Consider the following 19,618-nt stretch of genomic DNA (forward strand, 5'->3'; position numbering starts at 1 on the left):
GTTTTATACATTTAAGACCTTATCCAAGAACTCTTTTAGACGAGGGTGTTGCGGGTTATCGAAGATTTGATCTGGAGTTCCATCTTCCAGGAATTCGCCATCAGCCGTAAAGATAACACGGTTGGCCACCTGACGAGCAAATCCCATCTCATGGGTTACGATAATCATGGTCATGCCTTGTTCCGCCAATTCCTTCATAACATTCAGTACATCTCCGACCATCTCAGGGTCAAGAGCGGAAGTTGGCTCATCAAAGAGCATGATGTCTGGATTCATGGCAAGTCCACGAGCGATGGCCACACGTTGTTTCTGACCACCTGATAGGCTATCTGGGTTGGCATTAGCTTTATCTGCTAGTCCAACCTTTTCAAGCAACTCCATCCCTAATTTCTCGGCTTCTTCTTTGGTCATCCGTTTGTGTTCAATAGGAGCAAAAGTGATATTCTCTAGAACGGACATGTGAGGGAAGAGGTTGAAATGTTGGAAAACCATTCCTACGTTCTCACGAACATGGTCGACATTGGTTGATTTGTCAGTCAAATCATAACCATTCACAGTGATGTGACCACTCGTTACCTCCTCGAGAAGGTTAAGGCTGCGGAGGAAAGTGGATTTACCAGAACCAGAAGGACCGATGATACAGACAACATTCCCTTCATAGAACTTAGTAGTAATGCCTTTTAAAACTTCATTTTTTCCATAATACTTATGCAAATCATTTACATCAATTTTTAGTTTTGCCATTAACGAATCCTCTTTTCTAAGCGTTTCGCTAGTCTAGTCAAAAGCGTGATAATTACAAGATAGAAGATAGCAAGGATTGCATACATCTTGAAACTTTGGTAGTTACGGGCGATGATGATCTTACCAGTTTGGAAGAGTTCCACCAAACCAATAGCAGATACGATGGTTGTATCTTTAAGAGCGATAACGAATTGGTTGACGAAGTTTGGCAACATCAATTTAGTCGCTTGTGGCAAGATAATCTTTCGCATGGTTTTTCCATAAGAGATACCAAGACTGCGACTGGCCTCCATTTGCCCAACTGGAACAGCTTGGATCCCACCACGAACAATTTCAGCGATATAAGCAGCTGCATTGAGTGAGAGGGCGATAGTACCAGCTACAAAGTCATTGATTGGACTTTGTTGGCCTGTAATCGACTCGATGAAGTTTGGAATACCCCAGAAAATGAAGGCTGCAAGAATCATCAATGGAATACCACGGATAACGTCAACGAAAATCTCAGAGATCAGACGAAGAGATTTGTATGGGCTGACGCTAAACATACCGAAGATAATACCGATGACAATGGCAATTGCAAATGAAATAAGCGCTAGAGCAAGTGTGATTCCAAGTCCACTAAGAAGTTGTTTGTAGTTGTTTTGAAGCAAGCCCCAGATAGTGGTTTCGTCAACCGTACTTGTAGAGTCAGATGATGTTTCGCTAGCTAGGTACTTGTCAAGAATCTTTTGGAATTCTCCGTTAGCTTTGAGGTTCGCAAGTCCGTTATTGAACATCTGGATCAATTCTGGATTTGTTCCTTTTTTAACCGCAAAGGCTGTTTCACCGATTGGAGTTCCAGCGATTGGCGTTTTCAATTTTTGCCCTTGGCTGATAGAATATTTGAGAACTGGCTCATCATCCATCACGGCATCAATAGATCCAGTATTCAGACTGTCATACATAGAAGCGCCATCTGCGAAAGTTTTAATCTTATAGCCGTATTTGCTTTGATTTTCAGTAAGGAACGTTTGAGAAGCAGTCCCGTTTTTAACACCGACAGTTTTATCCTTGAGGTCTTCATAAGAAGCAATGGTGCTTGATTCTTTTACACCGAGAATCGTATTTGCTGTGTAGTATGATTCTGAGAAGTCGAAGGTTTCCTTACGGGCATCCGTTACAGACATACCAGCAATGATACCATCTGCTTGTCCTGCTTGTACAGCACTAATGGCTGCGTCAAATCCTGGGTTGGTAATCTCAATTTCAAAACCTTGATCTTTGGCAATAGCCTTGATGAGGTCCATATCAATACCAGTGTATTGATTGCTTGAATTTTGAAAGACGAATGGGGCGAAAGATGAGTCGCTGGCAATAATGTACTTGCTTTTCACAGGAGTAGCTTTTTGTCCAGCAGCAGTAGTTATTGTTGGGCTTGCCGTAGTTTTAGAAGCCGTCCACTTTTGGATGATTTGCTCCAAGCTACCATCCTTCTTCATTTGTGCTAGGGCTTCGTTAAACTCGGTAACCAAGTGTTCATACTTGCTCCCTTTCTTGACACCAAAGGCAAAGCTTCCAACAGCCTCACCATCCATATTGATGCTGAGATCTTGTCCTTGGTTAATCGCATACTCAATAACAGGTTTGTCATCCATGATGGCATTTACAGCACCAGCACTTAGACTGTTATTCATCAAATCACCTGTATCAAAAGTTTTGATAGAGAAACCGTATTTATCTTTGATACTTTCGAGGAAACGTTGAGCGGCAGTTCCGTTCTTAACTCCAACTGTTTTCCCACTGAGTTCCTCATATTTGGTGATTTTATTTGCCTTAGTGGTAGCAATGACAACTTTTGTATCATAATAGGTATCAGACATGGTAAAGACATTTTCACGTTCTTTTGTTTTTGTCATACCTGCCATAATAGCATCTGCTTGACCTGACTGCACTGCATTTACGGCTGCGTCAAAGCCGGGATAAGACATTTGGATGTTCCATCCTTTGATTTCTGCGACTTTATTGATAATATCAACATCAATCCCTTTGTAGGTTTGATCTGAATCTTTAAACTCAAAAGGTGCGTAAGCTGTATCAGACACAATCTTAACAGTATCAGCTTTTGCCATACCTAGTGAGAAAATGGGAAATAAAATGAGCAAACATGCTAGTATTTTTTTCTTCATTTTTAGTCTCCTTTTCCGAATATTTTTCCATTATACCAGAAAAAAAGTGAAAAGGCAAATTTTATGAATTTTATGTAAGGAAATATAACATGAACTGCACATTCTTATCAGTTTGGAGAAGAGTCTGAAAAACAAATTTATGGTAAAATAGAAGGATAGAAAAAAGCAGATGAGGCAATCATGATAAATCGAATTACAGATAATAAATTTAAACTAGTATCAAAATACCAACCTTCAGGAGATCAACCACAAGCGATTGAGCAGTTGGTTGACAATATCGAGGGTGGAGAAAAGGCTCAGATTTTGATGGGGGCGACGGGTACAGGGAAGACCTACACCATGAGTCAGGTCATTTCCAAAGTCAATAAACCTACTTTGGTCATTGCCCATAACAAAACCCTAGCTGGTCAGCTCTACGGAGAGTTTAAGGAATTTTTCCCTGAGAATGCTGTTGAGTACTTCGTATCCTACTATGATTATTATCAACCCGAGGCCTATGTGCCTTCTAGTGATACCTACATTGAGAAGGATAGCTCGGTCAATGACGAGATTGATAAGCTCCGTCACTCAGCGACTTCAGCCCTTCTGGAGCGCAATGATGTCATCGTTGTGGCTTCAGTCTCTTGTATCTATGGTTTGGGTTCGCCCAAGGAATACGCTGATAGCGTGGTTAGTCTGCGTCCAGGTCTTGAGATTTCTCGTGATAAACTTTTGAATGACTTGGTCGATATTCAGTTTGAACGTAACGATATTGATTTCCAACGGGGAAGATTTCGTGTTCGTGGGGATGTGGTGGAGATTTTCCCAGCTTCCCGAGATGAACACGCTTTTCGAGTAGAGTTTTTCGGGGATGAAATTGATCGTATCCGTGAAGTTGAGGCTTTGACAGGTCAGGTATTGGGAGAAGTGGATCATTTGGCGATTTTCCCTGCCACTCACTTTGTGACCAATGATGACCACATGGAAGTTGCGATTGCGAAAATTCAAGCAGAATTAGAAGAGCAGTTAGCCGTCTTTGAGAAGGAAGGCAAACTGCTAGAAGCCCAGCGTTTGAAACAGCGAACAGAGTATGATATTGAGATGTTACGTGAGATGGGCTATACCAATGGTGTTGAAAACTACTCACGCCACATGGATGGTCGTAGCGAAGGAGAGCCTCCTTATACGCTTCTTGACTTCTTCCCAGATGATTTCTTGATTATGATTGATGAAAGTCACATGACTATGGGGCAAATAAAGGGCATGTACAATGGTGACCGTTCTCGTAAGGAAATGTTAGTGAATTATGGTTTCCGCTTGCCGTCTGCCTTGGACAATCGTCCCCTCCGTCGTGAAGAGTTTGAAAGCCATGTCCATCAGATTGTTTACGTTTCAGCGACACCAGGTGACTATGAAAATGAACAGACGGAGACAGTGATTGAGCAAATCATTCGTCCGACAGGGCTTCTAGACCCAGAGGTGGAAGTTCGTCCGACTATGGGACAGATTGATGACCTCCTAGGTGAAATCAATGCCCGTGTTGAAAAGAACGAACGAACCTTTATTACCACCTTGACTAAGAAAATGGCAGAAGACTTGACCGACTACTTCAAGGAAATGGGCATCAAAGTCAAGTACATGCACTCGGACATCAAGACCTTGGAGCGGACGGAGATTATCCGTGACCTACGCTTGGGTGTCTTTGATGTTTTGGTTGGAATCAACCTGCTCCGCGAAGGGATTGACGTACCTGAAGTAAGTTTGGTTGCTATTCTAGATGCTGACAAGGAAGGCTTCCTTCGTAACGAACGTGGCCTCATCCAGACCATTGGACGTGCTGCCCGTAATAGCGAAGGACATGTTATCATGTACGCTGATACCATGACTCAGTCTATGCAACGTGCCATAGATGAAACGGCCCGTCGTCGGAAAATCCAGATGGCTTATAATGAAGAACATGGCATTGTACCTCAGACAATCAAGAAAGAAATTCGTGACTTGATTGCCGTGACCAAGGCAGTTGCTAAAGAAGAGGACAAGGAAGTCGATATCAACAGCCTCAACAAACAAGAGCGTAAAGAACTCGTCAAGAAACTAGAAAAACAAATGCAAGAAGCCGTCGAAGTGCTTGACTTTGAATTGGCGGCCCAGATTCGTGATATGATGCTGGAAGTCAAGGCGTTGGGGTAGAGAGGCCCTTAAGTCAAATTTAATTAGCCAAATTGCTATGCCCTTGTTTCAGTAGTCTAGATATGAAGAAAACGGTGAAAATGAATAAAAGAAATTCAAATACAAAAAAGAATCTATCAAGGAAAGAAAGTTTTCAGCATTGGCTAGATTCTCATAAAATTATAGGTTTCTTCTTAGTCCTTTTTCTAATCTTAGGAATAGGACTAGGTATTAATTTTATTTTTGAAAGCCTCCCACTTCCTTTACTATACAGAGATATTAACTATAGTTTTCCATTATATGCAAATCTTTTTTGTCTGGTCTACAGAATATTTGACTATTGGTTTCTAGATTTATCCAGGTTAAGGATGACTCTAACCAGATTTGCTGGATTGTTCATCTATCTTAATAGTATCGGTTTAGTGGTCCATCTGTTTTTCGGAGTTAGTGGGAAAAACAGTAAAGGGATTTTACCATCTCTTTTATCACTAGATTATCGCTACATCTGGTTTCCTATCGCAACTTACATGCTATTCTTTTTCTTAGGATTGGTCATTTTAATTCTTGCTAAACATTTAGAAAAGAAGAAATTGAAGAAATGATTGTAATACCTCTTTCATCTATTCTTGTCAATATAGGCCATTATATATAATTATCACTGTCAGAGTATCTTATCATAATACCATGACTTAGTTAATGCTTTTATCGTGAAATCCCCAAAAATTCAACAAAAATATATTTTAATAACTTAGAAAGCGAGCGAATCCATGTCTCGATCCCAATCAACTATTTTAACCAATATCTGTCTAATTGAAGACTTTAAAAATCAACGTGTAGTTATGCAATATCGGTCTCCTGAAGAGAATCGCTGGTCTGGTTATGCCTTTCCTGGAGGCCATGTAGAAAATGGAGAGTCTTTCGCAGAGTCTGTCATACGTGAAATCTACGAAGAAACTGGCCTGACTATTCAGAATCCCCAACTGGTTGGCATTAAAAATTGGCCTCTGGACTCAGGTGAGCGCTACATCGTCTTTTGCTATAAGGCGACAGAGTTTAGTGGAAATCTCCAATCTTCAGAAGAAGGAGAAGTATCTTGGGTGCAAAAAGACCAGATTCCAAATTTGGATCTGGCCTATGATATGTTGCCTTTGATGGAAATGATGGAAGCACCTGACAAGTCTGAGTTCTTCTATCGTCACCGTACAGAGGACGGCTGGGAGAAAGAAATTTTCTAGTCTTTTACCAAATAACCTAACTGATCCAAGGCCTCCTCGATATAGTGGAGGTCTTGTTGTGTCTCGGCTTCAACAAGGTGGTAATGGATGCCGTCTGTCAATTCAGAAAGGGGTCTAAAGTCTGAATTCTCGACTTGTTCCAGAAAGTGCTGGACATCTCGGCGGCAGGTGAGTTTGAGGTGGGTTTCAATTTCACCATAAACGGGATGATCGATTAAGATATTTTGAACGCGTCCGCCATTATCTACAATGGCTAGAAGTTCCTGCCCGATTTCTTCCAGTTCATGTTTCACTTTAAAGAGTTTGTGGACGTAGGGACTGGCATCATTTTCTTTGTAGATATAACCACGATTGGTGGATAGGATAGGAGCCCCATCTGCTCGGAGAATAGCGATATCCTGTACAATGACTTGGCGCGTAACATGAAAGTGTTCAGCCAAGGTTTGACCATTGAGAGCTTTTGGCGCCTCTTTTAATAGTTTGAGAAGAGCTTGTTTGCGATCCGTTGTCATAGTTTTTCCTTTTAGCGACGTTTTCGAAGCACTTTATAGACAGCTAGTGCTAATGTATAGTCTACCATACTATGGACAATTGTGCCAAAGCCAACTAGGACGAAGAGAACATAAAACATATTTTCAACGTTTGTCCCTGAAGTAGCATAGAAGATGATACAAGCTAGTACTTCAGCGATAGCGTGAACAACACCCAAAACAAAGTTAAAAATCCAAGATGCCTTTGGTTTATCCAAGGTTTCAGGGAATTTCTTTAAGTACAAAGCCCCCAAAGTACCAAAAACGATGTGAGAAAAGGCGCGTAGGACAATAACCATAGGGTAGCCTGCCATCAGAAAACCAAGACTAGAAGCAATAATCACAAAAGCAGCCATCAAAGGCGAAAGAAACATGGCGATAAAGATGGGGATATGACTTCCTAAAGTGTAAGAAGCCGGTGGGATAACGATTTTAAAAGGCATAATGATTGGAATCAAAATCGCTATTGCAGTGAGTAGGGCAGTCATAGTCATAAACTGCGTTTTTTTCCGTATATCCATAAGAACCTCCATTTATCTGTATATACACAAGTATAGTACAATAAACAAGACAATAAAGCAAGGATTTACTTGGGTTTATAGGTCGTTTTTTAGTTAAAAGTTGGTAAAGACTTCACAAAAAAGAAACTACTTCAAACAAAATCTCCACCTTCAGGACGAAAGTGGAGTTGTTTTTTTATTTCTTCAAGGTTTCGAGACGTGGGACAATCATTACAGTCAAGATGGCTGAGATAACCAATTCGGCGATTGAGTTTGTAGAGATAACAGTTGCTAGGAGTTTTTGGATATTCCCATCAAAGACATTTCCAAAAAGGTAGAAAATTCCACCAAGTACAAAGACTGTGTTGGTAAGTGAACCAAGGGCACCAGCTAAAATCAGACCAGTTTTATTTTTCATCAGTTTATAAACTAGATAAGGAGTTAAACCAATCAAAATACGTGGAACGATAGCTATGATAGCTGAGTAGATGTTTCCGTTTGGTACAAATGGGGAGAAGAGGTAACTTGTCGGTAGAATCGTAATCGTGTTAACCGTCAAGCTAAGTAGTCCCATTAAAAATCCAAGTGTAACCCCAACGCGTGGACCGTAAATAATACTTGCAATAATAACAGGAACATGCACGATAGTTGGTTTAATTGGGAATGGGAATAGATTAAATAAGAGAGAGCTTAGAAAGTGAATGACCAACATGGTCGCAAAAAAGATAGCAATTGGGGCAATATTAGATCGTTTTTTCATTGAGAGTTTCCTTTATTCTTTCTAAAATAATATCAAGGTCTGCCAAAGCTCCCCTTCCGTAGTCTCCACAAGCAAGTAAGGATTCTTTTGGAGAGATAAGCTTGTAACCATATGTTTCTAAAGTTTTAAGGTTTGTTTGAGTTGCCGGATGGTCATACATTTTTGTATTCATAGCAGGAGCAAGTAGTTTAGGAATGTTTTGGGGTAAAGATAACGCTGTACTAGTCACCATGTTGTCCGCAAAGCCATGTGCTAGTTTTGCAATGGTGTTAGCTGTGGCAGGGGCCACGATAAATAAATCCGTTTCTTTACCAAGTTGGATATGATTGACCTGATCAGGATAGGGTTCCTTCATGACATCCAAGTGGACAGGATTCTGTGATAAGACCTGTAGTGTCAAAGGTTGGATAAACTCTGTAGCAGCCTGAGTCATTAAGACAGTGACTTGATGGCCTTGTTTTTTTAGAGAACTGACTAAATCTGCCGACTTGTAAGAGGCGATTGACCCAGTTACAGCCAAGAGAATGTTTGCCATAGCTTTCCTTTCTATGAATGATAGGATTGAATCTTTTCAAGGAGGAGTTCTGCAATTTCTTCTTTAGTATGAACCGTTTGAAGATGATCTTTCTCAACAAAGATTGCACGATGTTGGTTTGCTGAAATTTGAGTCAGATCATTTGCAATGATTAAGTCTGCTTGGTTCTTGATAAGACTTTTTCTAGCAATGTCAACCAGATGATCTTCGTTAACATCAACTAGCAGTTTGAAACCAATCAGATGAATAGCTGGATTCCATTCCTTGACTAGAGAGATGATTTTGGGTGTTTTTTTCAGGAATAAAACCTGAACCTCATCAGTTGAAGAAATCTTAGTTTGATGATTTTGCTTGCTTAAAAATTCTTCTAGATTGGAGCTAGCCTGAACTTCCTCAAGCCCTGTCATATAAACAGGAGTGTAGTCGGACACAGCCATTGAGTGGATCAAGACCTGATAATCCTTGACACGTTCTTGCATTTCTAGTAGAAGCTCGTGGGTATTGGTAATTTCTCGAATACTTAGGTTGGGATGGGATTCTGGCTTCAGAGATCGTTTTGTCGTTATCAAACAAACTTCATGTCCTGCAGCAAGCAAAGTTTCAGTGATGATTTTCCCCAGGCGACCTGTAGAATGGTTAGTGATAGCGCGGACGCTATCGATAGCTTCACTGGTACCGCCTGACGTAACTAAAATTTTCATAGGACTATTGTACCAAAAAATAAAATAGAATCAAAAGAAAGCGTTTGTTTTTTTCATCTAATTTTCCAGAAAGATTATAGTTTTTGGCTATAAAAACTTATAAAAAGTAAAAAAGATGACTAAAATCGGCCTTAAAACTTGATGTTTATAAACTTTACTAAGCTTTTTGTATGTGAAAAACCTTTTTTTGTGTTATAATGAATTATCATATAAGAGGTTAGAGGAGTTTTGAATGAAAACAGATATTGAGATCGCACAGAGTATTGAGTTGAAGCCAATCGTTGATGTTGTGGAGAAACTTGGTATTTCTTACGATGATTTGGAGTTGTATGGAAAGTACAAGGCTAAGCTCACCTTTGATAAAATTCGTGCAGTTGAGAGCAATCCAGTTGGTAAGTTGATTTTGGTGACAGCTATCAACCCAACACCAGCAGGTGAAGGAAAATCAACTATTACCATTGGTCTTGCGGATTCCTTAAACAAGATTGGTAAGAAAACCATGATTGCCATTCGCGAACCGTCACTTGGTCCAGTAATGGGGATTAAGGGTGGTGCAGCCGGTGGTGGTTATGCCCAAGTGTTGCCAATGGAGGACATCAATCTCCACTTTACTGGAGACATGCATGCCATTACAACTGCTAATAATGCCCTTTCTGCCTTGATTGACAACCACTTGCACCAAGGAAATGAGCTGGGAATTGACCAACGTCGTATTCTCTGGAAGCGTGTCGTGGACTTGAACGACCGTGCGCTGCGCCATGTAACCGTTGGTCTTGGTGGTCCTCTAAATGGTATTCCACGTGAGGATGGATTTGATATCACAGTTGCTTCTGAAATCATGGCTATTCTTTGCTTGGCAACGGATATCGAGGACTTGAAACGTCGTTTGGCCAATATCGTTATTGGATACCGCTATGACCGTACTCCTGTTTCTGTAGGTGATTTGCAGGTTGAAGGTGCTTTGGCTCTGATCTTGAAGGATGCCATTAAACCAAACCTTGTTCAGACAATTTACGGTACACCTGCCTTTGTACATGGTGGTCCATTTGCCAATATCGCTCACGGTTGTAACTCTGTTTTGGCGACAAGCACAGCCCTACGCTTGGCTGATTATACGGTTACTGAAGCTGGTTTTGGTGCAGACCTCGGTGCTGAGAAATTCCTTGATATCAAGACCCCAAACTTGCCAACTTCTCCAGATGCGGTAGTCATCGTCGCAACCCTTCGTGCCCTCAAGATGAATGGTGGCGTTGCTAAAGATGCTTTGACAGAAGAAAACGTAGAAGCAGTTCGAGCAGGTTTTGCTAACTTAAAACGCCACGTTGAAAATATCCGTAAATTTGGAGTGCCTGCAGTTGTCGCGATTAACGAATTTGTCTCTGATACAGAAGCTGAAATCGCAGCTTTGAAGGAACTTTGTGCTTCTATTGATGTGCCAGTTGAGTTGGCTAGTGTCTGGGCTGATGGCGCAGAAGGTGGTGTAGCACTTGCCGAAACACTTGTCAAGACTATCTCTGATAATCCAGCCAACTACACTCGTCTTTATGACAATGACCTTTCTGTCCAAGAAAAGATTGAAAAGATTGTTACTGAAATCTACCGTGGTAGCAAAGTGAACTTTGAGAAGAAAGCTCAAACTCAAATTGCCCAAATCGTTCAGAATGGATGGGACAAATTGCCAATCTGTATGGCTAAAACTCAGTACAGTTTTTCTGACAATCCGAATGCACTTGGAGCACCAGAAAACTTTGAAATTACCATTCGTGAATTGGTACCAAAATTAGGTGCAGGCTTCATCGTAGCCTTAACTGGTGATGTTATGACCATGCCAGGACTTCCAAAACGTCCAGCCGCTCTCAACATGGATGTTGAAAGCGATGGAACAGTTCTAGGCTTGTTCTAGTATATTGCAATTGATTTCAAATGAGTTTGGAAAAGCTATCCAAGCTCATTTTCGATTTTAGAAAGAGAAATATATGTCAACGATTCGAACAGTAAGGGAGTCTGATATTCCAGACCTACTTGCTATTTATGCTCCCTATGTCCTTAATACAGCCATTACATTTGAATACGAGGTGCCAAGTGTTGAGGAATTTCAAAGAAGAGTTCAAAAGACCTTGCTTAAATATCCTTATCTAGTGCTAGTGGAAGAAGGCAAAATTTTGGGATATGCCTATGCTTCCACCTATTATGATAGGAGAGCCTATGATTGGTCAGTCGAAGTCTCAATTTACTTGAATCAAGAAGCCAAAGGTCAAGGGTTAGGGAGTCTACTCTATGACTGTCTGGAGGAAGAACTAGAGTCTAGAGGTTACTTACGCTTCTTAGCTTGTATTGCTTTACCGAATGATAGAAGCATTTCTCTTCACCAAAAGAGAGGCTATGAACAAGTAGCTCATTTCCCTAAGATAGGCTATAAGTTTGGAAAATGGCATGATATTGTTTGGATGCAAAAGTCATTGACTCCTCCTGATGATATGAAAGAGTAGAATTCCACACGCAACCAGTCTAGGTAAAGATATTTTCCTTGAATTCTGATATAATAGAAATATTGACTTCAAGAGTAAGGAAGAGAAAATGAACGCATTATTGAATGGAATGAATGACCGTCAGGCTGAGGCGGTGCAAGCGACAGAAGGCCCCTTGTTAATTATGGCGGGTGCCGGGTCAGGAAAGACCCGTGTTTTGACCCACCGCATTGCCTATCTGATTGATGAAAAGATGGTCAATCCTTGGAATATCTTGGCCATTACCTTTACCAACAAGGCTGCGCGTGAGATGAAAGAGCGTGCTTATGGTCTTAATCCAGCTACTCAGGACTGTCTGATTGCGACTTTTCACTCCATGTGTGTTCGTATTCTGCGTCGCGATGCGGATCATATCGGCTACAATCGTAATTTCACCATTGTAGATCCCGGTGAACAACGAACCCTTATGAAACGCATTCTCAAGCAGTTAAACTTGGATCCGAAAAAATGGAATGAACGGACAATCTTGGGTTCCATTTCCAATGCTAAGAATGACTTGATTGATGATGTGGCTTATGCAGATCAAGCTGGAGATATGTACACGCAAATCGTGGCTCAATGTTACACAGCCTATCAGAAAGAGCTTCGTCAGTCTGAGTCCGTTGACTTTGATGATTTAATCATGTTGACCCTGCGTCTCTTTGATCAAAATCCTGATGTCTTGACCTACTACCAGCAGAAGTTCCAATACATCCACGTTGATGAGTACCAAGATACCAACCATGCCCAGTACCAACTAGTCAAACTATTGGCATCTCGCTTTAAAAATATCTGTGTAGTTGGGGATGCAGACCAGTCTATCTACGGTTGGCGCGGTGCGGATATGCAGAATATCTTGGATTTCGAAAAGGATTATCCTCAAGCTAAGGTTGTCTTGTTAGAAGAAAATTATCGTTCAACCAAAACCATTCTGCAAGCTGCCAATGATGTTATTAAAAACAATAAAAATCGTCATCCTAAGAATCTCTGGACTCAGAATGCTGATGGGGAGCAGATTATTTACTATCGTGCCAATGACGAACAAGATGAGGCTGTATTTGTAGCCAAAACCATTGATGAACTTAGTCGCAGTCAAAATTTCCTTCACAAGGATTTTGCAGTTCTCTATCGGACTAATGCGCAATCTCGTACTATTGAGGAAGCCTTGCTCAAGTCCAATATTCCTTACACTATGGTTGGTGGAACCAAGTTCTACAGCCGTAAGGAAATTCGTGACATTATCGCCTACCTCAACCTCATTGCTAATCTGAGTGACAATATCAGTTTTGAGCGGATTATCAACGAACCAAAACGTGGAATTGGGCCAGGAACGGTTGAGAAAATCCGTGATTTTGCGAATATGCAGGACATGTCCATGCTAGATGCTTCTGCAAACATCATGTTGTCTGGCATCAAAGGAAAAGCAGCCCAGTCAATTTGGGACTTTGCCAATATGATTTTGGATTTGCGAGAGCAACTGGACCAATTAAGCATTACAGAGTTGGTTGAGGCCGTCCTAGAAAAAACAGGTTACGTCGAGATTCTAAATGCCCAAGCAACCTTGGAAAGTAAGGCTCGGGTTGAAAACATCGAAGAGTTCCTATCAGTTACTAAGAATTTTGACGACAATCCCGATAGTCAAGAAGAGGAAACTGGCTTGGATAAGCTCAGTCGTTTCTTGAATGACTTGGCCTTGATTACAGACACAGACTCTGGTAGTCAGGAGACATCTGAAGTAACCTTGATGACCTTGCATGCTGCTAAGGGGCTTGAGTTTCCAGTCGTCTTTATCATTGGGATGGAGGAAAATGTCTTTCCGCTTAGTCGAGCGGCTGAGGAACCTGATGAACTGGAAGAAGAACGCCGTTTAGCCTATGTCGGTATCACGCGCGCTGAGAAAATCCTCTATCTGACCAATGCCAACTCACGCTTGCTTTTCGGTCGTACAAGCTATAACCGTCCAACACGTTTCATCAATGAAATTAGCTCTGACTTGCTTGAGTATCAAGGTTTGGCTCGTCCGGCAAATACCAGTTTCAAGGCTTCTTATAGCAGTGGTGGAATTGCTTTCGGTCAAGGTATGAGCTTAGCTCAGGCCCTTCAAGAACGGAAACGCAATGTCGCACCAAGCTCTATCCAGTCAAGTGGTCTCCCATTTGGACAGTTTGTAGCCGGAAATAAAAAAGATTCGACTGATACAAGTTGGTCTATTGGAGATATTGCACTTCACAAAAAGTGGGGTGAAGGAACAGTTCTTGAAGTGTCGAGTAGTGGCGCTACTCAGGAATTGAAAATCAATTTCCCAGAAGTGGGTCTGAAAAAACTCCTAGCGAGTGTGGCCCCAATTGAGAAAAAAATCTAATTTTTCATCCTTCTCACGAATAATAAAGTGAGGAGGATTTTTATGTACAGTATTTCATTCCAAGAAGATTCACTTTTGCCAAGAGAAAGACTAGTTAAAGAAGGAGTAGAGGCTCTGAGCAATCAAGAATTGCTAGCTATACTACTCAGAACTGGAACACGTCAGGCAAATGTTTTTGAAATTTCCCAAAAAGTCTTGAACAATTTGACTAGTTTAACTGATCTGAAAAAAATGACCCTGCAGGAATTGCAGAGTCTGTCTGGTATTGGACGGATTAAGGCCATTGAACTACAAGCGGTGATTGAACTGGGACATCGTATTCACAAACATGAAACCCTTGAGATGGAAAGTATTCTCAGCAGTCAAAAGCTAGCTAAGAAAATGCAACAGGAACTCGGCGATAAAAAACAAGAGCACCTAGTGGCGCTCTATCTCAATACTCAAAATCAAATCATTCATCAGCAAACTATTTTTATCGGATCTGCGACACGTAGTATTGCTGAACCGAGGGAAATCCTTCACTATGCTATTAAGCATATGGCGACTTCTGTTATTTTAGTCCACAATCATCCATCAGGCGCAGTAGCACCTAGCCGAAATGATGATCATGTAACCAAGTTAGTCAAGGAAGCCTGTGAACTGATGGGACTGGTGTTTCTGGATCATCTGATTGTCTCTCACTCTGATTACTTTAGTTACCGTGAAAAGACGGATTTGATTTAAGATTGCACATGATCTTACTCAATTACTTTTAAAACATAGGAATCTACTTCTGCCATATTGATAACAGGAAGAGGTTTTATCGTGGGTACAAGTAAATCTTCTTGAACGATAAAGTTGACAATCGAATTGAAATCTTCGATTTTATAATATCTTTTTTTATGAATGAGAATATCTCTGTAAAAGTAAAGACGTGAATGAAATTTACTTTTTAGTTTAGCATCTGCCTTTTTACAAAATAGTTTTGCCTTTTTAGACATTTCTTTCAGCTGTTTTTCTTTTTGAGATAGTTTATCGAAATTCTCTTTATTCTTAGAAAAAGATTGGTAACTTTCCGCTGTTAAAAGTCTATAGAGATTAGAAAGATGAAAGCAAACCCTTATTTCTTTTTCATTGTTTGATAAGAAAAGATTAGCTTCCTTTTCCTTATAAGATATGAAAACATTAGCTTCTATATCTCTCAAAATCTCATGAGTAGAAGGTATTTTAATTTCATTCATGATTAATAACCTATTTATAAGTCCTAGAGTTCGTTAACAACATAGTCAAACAGCGTTTTATCTTTGGGGCGGTTTTCAAAGAGAAATTCAGGATGCCATTGAACACCAAGATAAGGGAAGCCGTCCGTAGTTGTCACAGCCTCAATGATTCCATCTTTAGGATCATGTGCTACAACCTTAAGATTTGAGGCTAGATCTTTAATGCTCTGGTGGTGGAAGGAGTTGATGTGAGAGATTTCTCCATAGATTTCTCGGAGAATCGTATCAGGTTCCGTTACGAGGCGTTGGGTCGTGTATTCGGCTGAACAATCCTGCCAGTGGTCTTCGATATCTTGGTGAAGCGTTCCTCCCATAGCAACATTAAAGAGCTGGGTACCTCGACAAACAGAGAAGATTGGCTTTTTCTGCTTGATAGCTTCCCTAATCAGAGCTAATTCAAACTGGTCTCTTTGAAGGTGGTAGTCATCACTATCAATAGCCTTTGGTTCACCATAGTATTTTGGATCAACATTTTGCCCACCCGTTAGGATGAGCTTATCAATGATATTGATGTAATGGGTAGCCATTTCTTGATCACCAATCGGTAGGATGATTGGAATTCCGCCAGCGTCCTTGACTCCTTCAACAAAGCCCTTTGCTGCATAGCTCATCATGATGTTATCATCTGGATGAGCTTTTTCATTTCCTGTAATCCCAATAACTGGTTTTTTCATAAATGCTTTCGCTTTCTAATCCTCTTTACGCATAAAATAGAGGAGGGTTTGGAGTTCGCTTGTCAAATCGACATACTGAACGACCACATCTTTTGGAAGGTGGAGGTGAACAGGGGAAAAACTGAGAATACCTTTTATACCTGCATCGACCAAAAGATTGGCGACTTCTTGTGATTTAACACTTGGAACAGTTAGGATAGCAGTTTTAACATCTGCCTCTTTGATTTTTTCTTTAATTTGAGAGATACCATAGATTGGAATTCCATCAGGTGTCTGGGTTCCAACTTCTGGATGGTTATCTAGGTCAAATGCCATGATGATTTTCATCTTGTTACGCTCATGGAAGCGATAGTGGAGAAGGGCATGCCCCATATTTCCAATCCCGACCAGCATAACATTTGTAATGGAGTTATCATTTAGGAGATCAGCAAAAAAATTCATCAATTTTTTGACATCGTAACCAAAACCACGACGACCTAGTTCGCCAAAATAGGAAAAATCACGACGAACAGTCGCAGAATCGATACCGATAGCCTCTGCAATTTGCTTGGAGTTGGCACGTTCGATTTTCTCGGCATGAAATCTCTTGAAAATTCGATAGTAGAGAGAGAGTCTTTTTGCTGTTGCTTTTGGAATAGCAGACTGTTTATCTTTCACAAAACCACAACCTTTCTATTCTTCTATTTTATAGAAACATTGTGAAAAAATCAACAAAAACAAGAAAAAACTAAGAAAATCTTAGTTTTAGTTTTAAAAATTAGCTTGTGATAGAAAACGGTAGAGATCTCCGACCAATCCTTGATAGATAACTTTATCATCAAAGGTTAATGAAGTGACTAGGAATGTATCTGGAAGAGTTACACAACCTGATAGAGATAACATAAGCTCTTCGTAATTTTCAAATTCAAGGGTACGCTCTACTTGATAACTATCTTGATAGGTAAGTTGATACATAGCCAATTATCTTTCTTCTTTTGTGAAGATTCCGCGTTCTACAAGGCTGTCCATGAGAAAGTAGAATTTTTCTTGGTGAATATGGTGATCTTCTGATTTAAAGATATTCACCAAACGAAGGCCTGACTTGTCAGTGATGTTGAGTTTAGCACCTGTAAGGTCTTTATTGATGATGATTTTTAGGTTGAAGCCTTCACCGCTGTTAGGTACTTTCTCAAGCAGACGAGTTAGTTCGAAGTTTCCAACTTTTGTTTCAAAGAAAGTATTATCTTTCAGTGTGAACTTTTTGACAGTTGGGCTAAGTGTGTAGTCGTAGCGGCAGTTTTGTAGTTTAATGGTTTTTTCGAATGCCATTAGATTAATCTCCAATAATATTTTTTAAGGTTTGTGCGAGTTGTTTCAGTTCTTCCTCAGTGTTAAGAGGAGACAGGCTGATACGGACAGATTCTTTCAAACGATGCGAATCTGGTCCATAAAATGCTTTAAGCACATGACTGGTTTGTACAACACCAGCGGTACAAGCTGAACCGGTAGAAATTGAAATTCCTTCAAGGTCTAACCGTAGCAAGAGCAAATCATTTTTTTGACCAGGAAAGCCAATATTGACAACATAAGGAAGCTGGTATTGGCTTTCGTTGAGATAGTATTCTAGATCTGCAATCTCATCTAGAAAAGCAGATTTTAATCCCTCTAGTTTTTGGTAATGTTCAGCTTGCTGCTCTAAGTCCTCTTTAAGAGCAGCGACCATGCCTACAATGGCAGCGAGGTTTTCTGTTCCAGCCCGTTTCTTTTGTTCTTGGTCTCCACCGTGAAGATAGGAATCAAAGTCCGCGGAAGAAGCATAAAGAAAGCCGATTCCCTTTGGTCCATGGAATTTGTGGGCAGAAGCACTGAGGAAATCAATTCCCAATTCCTCAGGATGGATAGGAACTTTTCCGATAGCTTGAACAGCATCTACATGATAAGCCGCAGGATGCTCTTTTAAAACACGTCCAATCTCAGCGATAGGTAAGAGACTGCCCGTTTCATTATTAGCATACATAGTGGAAACGAGAATAGTATCGTCACGTAAGGCCTCTTGAATTTGCTGGGGAGTAATTTCTTGATTTACTGGTTGGATGATAGTCGCTTCAAAGCCAAAATGTTGCACCAGATAATCGATAGTCTCAAGCACAGAATGATGTTCAATAGCTGTCGTGATGATATGTTTTCCACGATTTTGATGACGGAGACAATAGCCAATAATAGCTGTATTGTTGCTTTCTGTACCGCCAGACGTAAAAAAGATATGTTGAGATTTTGTCCCCAATAACTGGGCTAGTTCCTGACGGGCTTCTCGCAAGAGTTTGCCAGCCTGTCGACCATGACTATGAATACTAGAAGGATTACCGTGGGTTTCTTGCATGACCCTGGTCATTTCTGAAATAGCAACTGCTGACATAGGAGTCGTAGCAGCATTGTCCAAATAAATCAAAGAATCACCTTATTTCTTTTTGTTGTAAGCAAAGAGTGGGCTGACTGGTTTTCTTTCATGGATGCGGACGATCGCATCTCCGATTAACTCGCTAGCAGTAATGTAACATACATTTTCAGGAGTTCTTTCTTTGGTTGCTACGGAGTCTGTCACTAGGATTTCTTTGATGTTTGTAGCGTCAAGGAGGTCTGCTGCACCTTCAACAAATAAACCGTGACTAGAAACTGCATAAATCTCAGTTGCACCTTCACGTTCAACGATTTTGGCAGCTTCAGAGAAAGTACGACCAGTATTTAGGATATCGTCAATCAAGATAGCTTTCTTGCCTTCAACATCCCCAATGATATAGCCTTCGTTACGATTAGAATCGTCTTGGGCGTAGTCAATGATAGCGATAGGAGCATCAAGGTATTCAGCCAAACTACGTGCACGTTTAACACCAGAGTTCTTTGGACTGACAACAACAACATCGGAGCCAAGGAGTCCTTTATCACAGTAGTGCTTAGCAAATAGAGGAACAGTATAAAGATTATCTACAGGAATATCAAAGAAACCTTGGACCTGAACAGCATGGAGATCAAGCGTTAGAACACGACTTACACCAGCTTTGACAAGCATATTGGCAACTAGTTTTGCAGTGAGGGGTTCGCGAGAAGAAGCGATACGATCCTGACGCGCATAACCAAAGTAAGGAAGGACAACGTTGATACTATGAGCACTTGCGCGTACACAAGCATCAACCATGATTAATAATTCCATCAAGTGGTTGCTAACGGGGTAGCTGGTTGACTGGATGATGTAAACATCGTAACCACGGACACTTTCTTCGATGTTGACCTGGATTTCTCCGTCAGAAAATTGACGAGAGGATAATTTTCCGAGAGGTACACCAACTGTATCAGCAATCTTTTGAGCGATTTCTGGGTTAGAGTTTAGGGTGAAAAGTTTCATGTTGTTTCTATCTGACATTATAGACCGTCCTCTGTAAACTTTGCGAATCTTCTTTGAGAAAGTTTTGTTTTTCAAAGCCAGATTCTTTTATTTTTATCTTTTCTATTCTACCAAAAAAA

At 40.6% G+C, this 19,618-nt stretch carries 21 protein-coding genes; 7 read left to right on the forward strand and 14 right to left on the reverse strand.

Features of this window, described 5'->3' with window-relative positions:
* Nucleotides 1–3: 3 nt before the first annotated feature.
* Nucleotides 4–744 carry an amino acid ABC transporter ATP-binding protein gene (locus tag STO1_RS04510; RefSeq protein WP_096422138.1) on the reverse strand — a complete coding sequence of 247 codons (741 nt, stop codon included), beginning with the start codon at nucleotides 742–744 and terminating at the stop codon, nucleotides 4–6.
* Nucleotides 744–2,909, reverse strand: a complete 2,166-nt coding sequence (locus tag STO1_RS04515) for an ABC transporter substrate-binding protein/permease (protein ID WP_096422140.1) — start codon at nucleotides 2,907–2,909, stop codon at nucleotides 744–746. The genes STO1_RS04510 and STO1_RS04515 overlap by 1 nt, the downstream gene beginning before the upstream one ends.
* 180 nt (nucleotides 2,910–3,089) lie before the next feature.
* Here STO1_RS04515 and uvrB point away from each other — a divergent pair, with 180 nt between their 5' ends.
* The 3 genes from uvrB (at nucleotide 3,090) to STO1_RS04530 (ending at nucleotide 6,292) form a co-directional block, all read left to right on the forward strand.
* Nucleotides 3,090–5,078, forward strand: a complete 1,989-nt coding sequence (gene uvrB / locus STO1_RS04520; protein ID WP_084873165.1) for an excinuclease ABC subunit UvrB — start codon at nucleotides 3,090–3,092, stop codon at nucleotides 5,076–5,078.
* Nucleotides 5,079–5,140: 62 nt separating this feature from the next.
* The gene (locus tag STO1_RS04525; RefSeq protein WP_096422142.1) at nucleotides 5,141–5,659 is read left to right on the forward strand and encodes a hypothetical protein; all 519 of its coding nucleotides are present in this window, start codon (nucleotides 5,141–5,143) and stop codon (nucleotides 5,657–5,659) included.
* A 165-nt stretch (nucleotides 5,660–5,824) separates the two neighbouring features.
* A complete protein-coding gene (locus STO1_RS04530; protein WP_096422144.1) occupies nucleotides 5,825–6,292 on the forward strand; it encodes an 8-oxo-dGTP diphosphatase in 468 nt (155 codons plus the stop codon).
* On the opposite strand, the gene STO1_RS04535 is transcribed toward STO1_RS04530, so the two are convergent.
* From STO1_RS04535 to coaB, 5 genes are all read right to left on the reverse strand, one after another.
* The gene (locus tag STO1_RS04535; protein ID WP_000205862.1) at nucleotides 6,289–6,804 is read right to left on the reverse strand and encodes a transcription repressor NadR; all 516 of its coding nucleotides are present in this window, start codon (nucleotides 6,802–6,804) and stop codon (nucleotides 6,289–6,291) included. The two genes, STO1_RS04530 and STO1_RS04535, sit on opposite strands and share 4 nt — an antisense overlap.
* Nucleotides 6,805–6,815: 11 nt before the next feature.
* Nucleotides 6,816–7,343 carry an ECF transporter S component gene (locus STO1_RS04540; protein ID WP_000354641.1) on the reverse strand — a complete coding sequence of 176 codons (528 nt, stop codon included), beginning with the start codon at nucleotides 7,341–7,343 and terminating at the stop codon, nucleotides 6,816–6,818.
* 175 nt (nucleotides 7,344–7,518) lie between these two features.
* On the reverse strand, nucleotides 7,519–8,082 hold the full coding sequence (locus STO1_RS04545; protein WP_061588203.1) for an ECF transporter S component: 564 nt from the start codon (nucleotides 8,080–8,082) through the stop codon (nucleotides 7,519–7,521).
* Entirely contained in the window at nucleotides 8,066–8,617 is a 552-nt protein-coding gene (gene coaC, locus STO1_RS04550; protein WP_033606394.1) for a phosphopantothenoylcysteine decarboxylase, read from the reverse strand. Before coaC ends, STO1_RS04545 begins: the two co-directional genes overlap by 17 nt.
* A gap of 11 nt (nucleotides 8,618–8,628) precedes the next feature.
* The gene (gene coaB, locus STO1_RS04555; RefSeq protein ID WP_007522039.1) at nucleotides 8,629–9,318 is read right to left on the reverse strand and encodes a phosphopantothenate--cysteine ligase; all 690 of its coding nucleotides are present in this window, start codon (nucleotides 9,316–9,318) and stop codon (nucleotides 8,629–8,631) included.
* Nucleotides 9,319–9,550: 232 nt separating this feature from the next.
* On the opposite strand from coaB, the gene STO1_RS04560 reads away from it, so the two are divergent.
* The 4 genes from STO1_RS04560 to radC all read left to right on the forward strand — a co-directional run bounded on the left by STO1_RS04560 (nucleotide 9,551) and on the right by radC (nucleotide 14,910).
* A complete protein-coding gene (locus STO1_RS04560; RefSeq protein WP_084873157.1) occupies nucleotides 9,551–11,221 on the forward strand; it encodes a formate--tetrahydrofolate ligase in 1,671 nt (556 codons plus the stop codon).
* A 73-nt stretch (nucleotides 11,222–11,294) separates the two neighbouring features.
* A complete protein-coding gene (locus tag STO1_RS04565) occupies nucleotides 11,295–11,807 on the forward strand; it encodes a GNAT family N-acetyltransferase (protein WP_007522035.1) in 513 nt (170 codons plus the stop codon).
* 88 nt (nucleotides 11,808–11,895) lie between these two features.
* Entirely contained in the window at nucleotides 11,896–14,187 is a 2,292-nt protein-coding gene (pcrA, locus tag STO1_RS04570) for a DNA helicase PcrA (protein ID WP_096422146.1), read from the forward strand.
* A gap of 42 nt (nucleotides 14,188–14,229) precedes the next feature.
* A complete protein-coding gene (radC, locus tag STO1_RS04575) occupies nucleotides 14,230–14,910 on the forward strand; it encodes a RadC family protein (protein WP_096422148.1) in 681 nt (226 codons plus the stop codon).
* A gap of 14 nt (nucleotides 14,911–14,924) precedes the next feature.
* Here the strand turns inward: radC and STO1_RS04580 are convergent, their stop codons facing one another.
* The 7 genes from STO1_RS04580 to STO1_RS04610 all read right to left on the reverse strand — a co-directional run bounded on the left by STO1_RS04580 (nucleotide 14,925) and on the right by STO1_RS04610 (nucleotide 19,517).
* Nucleotides 14,925–15,407: a hypothetical protein gene (locus STO1_RS04580; protein ID WP_096422150.1), complete on the reverse strand. Its 483-nt coding sequence runs from the start codon at nucleotides 15,405–15,407 to the stop codon at nucleotides 14,925–14,927.
* Between the two features lie 23 nt (nucleotides 15,408–15,430).
* Nucleotides 15,431–16,120: a gamma-glutamyl-gamma-aminobutyrate hydrolase family protein gene (locus STO1_RS04585; RefSeq protein ID WP_045617200.1), complete on the reverse strand. Its 690-nt coding sequence runs from the start codon at nucleotides 16,118–16,120 to the stop codon at nucleotides 15,431–15,433.
* Nucleotides 16,121–16,135: 15 nt separating this feature from the next.
* Complete coding sequence (locus tag STO1_RS04590) at nucleotides 16,136–16,777, reverse strand: redox-sensing transcriptional repressor Rex (RefSeq protein WP_045617198.1); 642 nt, start codon at nucleotides 16,775–16,777, stop codon at nucleotides 16,136–16,138.
* A 93-nt stretch (nucleotides 16,778–16,870) separates the two neighbouring features.
* Nucleotides 16,871–17,074 (reverse strand): DUF4649 family protein, encoded by a 204-nt coding sequence (locus STO1_RS04595; protein WP_096422986.1) that lies wholly within the window; start codon nucleotides 17,072–17,074, stop codon nucleotides 16,871–16,873.
* 6 nt (nucleotides 17,075–17,080) lie between these two features.
* Complete coding sequence (locus tag STO1_RS04600) at nucleotides 17,081–17,428, reverse strand: DUF1831 domain-containing protein (RefSeq protein WP_000863524.1); 348 nt, start codon at nucleotides 17,426–17,428, stop codon at nucleotides 17,081–17,083.
* Nucleotides 17,429–17,432: 4 nt separating this feature from the next.
* Nucleotides 17,433–18,548, reverse strand: coding sequence for a cysteine desulfurase family protein (locus STO1_RS04605; protein ID WP_033606401.1), 1,116 nt, complete (start codon nucleotides 18,546–18,548; stop codon nucleotides 17,433–17,435).
* Between the two features lie 9 nt (nucleotides 18,549–18,557).
* Nucleotides 18,558–19,517 carry a ribose-phosphate diphosphokinase gene (locus STO1_RS04610; RefSeq protein ID WP_001283847.1) on the reverse strand — a complete coding sequence of 320 codons (960 nt, stop codon included), beginning with the start codon at nucleotides 19,515–19,517 and terminating at the stop codon, nucleotides 18,558–18,560.
* Nucleotides 19,518–19,618 lie beyond the last annotated feature (101 nt).

This window comes from Streptococcus oralis subsp. tigurinus, assembly GCF_002356415.1.
Classification (GTDB): Bacteria; Bacillota; Bacilli; order Lactobacillales; family Streptococcaceae; genus Streptococcus; species Streptococcus oralis_F.

Coding starts and splice junctions, on each gene's coding strand:
- STO1_RS04510 (WP_096422138.1), bottom strand. CDS start 744: ATGGCAAAACTAAAAATTGATGTAAATGATTTGCATAAGTATTATGGA.
- STO1_RS04580 (WP_096422150.1), bottom strand. CDS start 15,407: ATGAATGAAATTAAAATACCTTCTACTCATGAGATTTTGAGAGATATA.
- STO1_RS04540 (WP_000354641.1), bottom strand. CDS start 7,343: ATGGATATACGGAAAAAAACGCAGTTTATGACTATGACTGCCCTACTC.
- STO1_RS04525 (WP_096422142.1), top strand. CDS start 5,141: ATGAAGAAAACGGTGAAAATGAATAAAAGAAATTCAAATACAAAAAAG.
- coaC (WP_033606394.1), bottom strand. CDS start 8,617: ATGGCAAACATTCTCTTGGCTGTAACTGGGTCAATCGCCTCTTACAAG.
- STO1_RS04600 (WP_000863524.1), bottom strand. CDS start 17,428: ATGGCATTCGAAAAAACCATTAAACTACAAAACTGCCGCTACGACTAC.
- STO1_RS04595 (WP_096422986.1), bottom strand. CDS start 17,074: ATGTATCAACTTACCTATCAAGATAGTTATCAAGTAGAGCGTACCCTT.
- pcrA (WP_096422146.1), top strand. CDS start 11,896: ATGAACGCATTATTGAATGGAATGAATGACCGTCAGGCTGAGGCGGTG.
- STO1_RS04610 (WP_001283847.1), bottom strand. CDS start 19,517: ATGTCAGATAGAAACAACATGAAACTTTTCACCCTAAACTCTAACCCA.
- STO1_RS04545 (WP_061588203.1), bottom strand. CDS start 8,082: ATGAAAAAACGATCTAATATTGCCCCAATTGCTATCTTTTTTGCGACC.
- STO1_RS04530 (WP_096422144.1), top strand. CDS start 5,825: ATGTCTCGATCCCAATCAACTATTTTAACCAATATCTGTCTAATTGAA.
- coaB (WP_007522039.1), bottom strand. CDS start 9,318: ATGAAAATTTTAGTTACGTCAGGCGGTACCAGTGAAGCTATCGATAGC.
- STO1_RS04515 (WP_096422140.1), bottom strand. CDS start 2,909: ATGAAGAAAAAAATACTAGCATGTTTGCTCATTTTATTTCCCATTTTC.
- STO1_RS04535 (WP_000205862.1), bottom strand. CDS start 6,804: ATGACAACGGATCGCAAACAAGCTCTTCTCAAACTATTAAAAGAGGCG.
- STO1_RS04560 (WP_084873157.1), top strand. CDS start 9,551: ATGAAAACAGATATTGAGATCGCACAGAGTATTGAGTTGAAGCCAATC.
- uvrB (WP_084873165.1), top strand. CDS start 3,090: ATGATAAATCGAATTACAGATAATAAATTTAAACTAGTATCAAAATAC.
- STO1_RS04565 (WP_007522035.1), top strand. CDS start 11,295: ATGTCAACGATTCGAACAGTAAGGGAGTCTGATATTCCAGACCTACTT.
- radC (WP_096422148.1), top strand. CDS start 14,230: ATGTACAGTATTTCATTCCAAGAAGATTCACTTTTGCCAAGAGAAAGA.
- STO1_RS04585 (WP_045617200.1), bottom strand. CDS start 16,120: ATGAAAAAACCAGTTATTGGGATTACAGGAAATGAAAAAGCTCATCCA.